This window comes from Micromonospora sp. 4G55 (assembly GCF_016803375.1).
Genome location: NZ_JAEVHN010000900.1, coordinates 1 through 1,990 on the forward strand (window position 1 = coordinate 1; position 1,990 = coordinate 1,990).

The following is a 1,990-nucleotide window of genomic DNA, read 5'->3' on the forward strand; positions in this document are numbered from 1 at the left end:
CACCGGCGTGCCCCGTACCCGACGGGTGGCGGCCGTTGACCGCCACCGGCGTCGGTTCGTCGGGGCGCGGCGCCGGGGCGGACAGCCCCCGGACGATCCGGCGCAGCAGCGGCAGCCGGGCGGCCACCGACCGCTCCGCACCGTGCCCGCTGGGCCGGTAGTAGTCGGTCCCGACGAGATCGTCGGGAGCGTACTGCTGAGTGACCACTGCGCGCTGGTCGTCGTGCGGGTAGCGGTATCCCGTGCCGTGCCCGAGCCCCCGCGCCGCCGGCGTAGTGCGCGTCGCGCAGCCCGCGCGGCACCGGGCCGCCCCGGCCCGCCCGCACGTCGGCGATGGCCGCGCCGATCGCGGTGGTGGCCGAGTTCGACTTCGGGGCGGTGGCCAGGTGGATCACCGCCTGGGCCAGGTTGAGCTGGGCCTCCGGCAGGCCGACGTACTCGACGGCGTGGGCGGCGGCGGTGACCACGCCCAGCGCGGTCGGATCGGCCATGCCGACGTCCTCGCTGGCGAAGATCACCAACCGGCGGGCGATGAACCGGGCGTCCTCGCCGGCGACCAGCATCCGGGCCAGCCAGTGCAGCGCCGCGTCCACGTCCGAGCCGCGCATGCTCTTGATGAAGGCGCTGGTCACGTCGTAGTGGGCGTCGCCGTCCCGGTCGTAGCGGACCGCCGCCACGTCGACCGCCTGCTCGGTGGTGGCCAGGTCGATCCGGCCGGCACCGGTGGCCACCGCCGAGGCCGCCGCGGCCTCCAGCGCGGTCAGCGCCTTGCGGACGTCGCCGCCGGCGAGGCGTACCAGGTGGTCCTCGGCCTCGGTGTCGAGGGTGAGCGCGCCGCCCAGGCCGCGCTGGTCGGCGACCGCGCGGCGCAGCAGGCCGCGCACGGCCGCGTCGTCCAGCGGCTGGAGGGTGAGCAGCACGCAGCGCGACAGCAGCGGGGAGATGACCGAGAAGTACGGGTTCTCCGTGGTCGCCGCGAGCAGGGTGACCGTCCGGTCCTCCACCGCGGCGAGCAGGGAGTCCTGCTGGGTCTTGCTGAACCGGTGTACCTCGTCGATGAAGAGCACGGTCTGCGGTCCGCCGGCGCGGCGCTGCCGGCGGGCGGTGTCGATGACCGCCCGGACGTCCTTGACCCCGGCGGAAAGCGCCGACATGGCGACGAACCGGCGGTCGGTGGCCCGGGCCACCAGGTGCGCGATGGTGGTCTTGCCGCTGCCGGCGGCCCCCACAGGATGACCGACATCGGGGCCCCGCCGCCGACCAGCTGGCGCAGCGGCGCACCGGGCGCGAGCAGGTGGTCCTGCCCGACCAGTTCGTCGATGCTGGCGGGGCGCATCCGGACGGGCAGGGGCGAATCCTCCCCGACCGCCGTGAAGCCGTCGACACCGCTCGGACCCGCGGGGGCGCTGGGCGCCGCGGCGGGTTCACCGAGGGAGAAGAGGGCGTTGGAGTCCATCACGAAGACAGTACCGGGCTCGGTCCGCCGCGCCGGAATCGCGCCGCGGGCCGAGCCCGTCCTGATCCGTTGCGGTCAGCCGCGACCCGGCCGCCGACCCCGGTACCAGCGGCCGCCGCCGCCACCGCGCGGGCCGCTGCCGACCCCGGCGAGGTAGAGGGAGAGCAGCAGCAGGCCCAGCATCAGCAGGGTGTGCACGTTGAAGAGGTCGGGGGCGCCGAAGTTGGTGTCCAGCAGGTCGATCAGCAGCGCGAAGCCGAATACGATCGCGGCGAGAATGGCGAGCATCGTTGTCCTCCGGTGGGGGTTCCCAGTAGGTCGGCGCGGGATGTACCCAATCGGTCGACTCGTCAATCTCCACCGTGGAACGCGCTGCGCCGGGCCGCGTTCTAGGCTGGGCGGGTGATCATGGCCGACCAGGAGCTGACGGGCCGCGCGGCCCTCCTCACCGCCACCGACCACCACCCGTACGCCCGGCACGCGCTGTGGCGGGGCGCGGAGCCCCGCGGCTGGCGGCGCGCCGGCGCGGTGGCC

At 75.1% G+C, this 1,990-nt stretch carries 1 protein-coding gene and 1 pseudogene; both read right to left on the reverse strand.

The window, feature by feature from the left end; genetic code table 11:
* A pseudogene (locus JNW89_RS35860) lies at positions 1-1,456 on the reverse strand (replication-associated recombination protein A); the annotation flags it as partial.
* Between the two features lie 75 nt (positions 1,457-1,531).
* Positions 1,532-1,744 (reverse strand): hypothetical protein, encoded by a 213-nt coding sequence (locus tag JNW89_RS35865; protein WP_120731448.1) that lies wholly within the window; start codon positions 1,742-1,744, stop codon positions 1,532-1,534.
* Between the last annotated feature and the right edge of the window lie 246 nt (positions 1,745-1,990).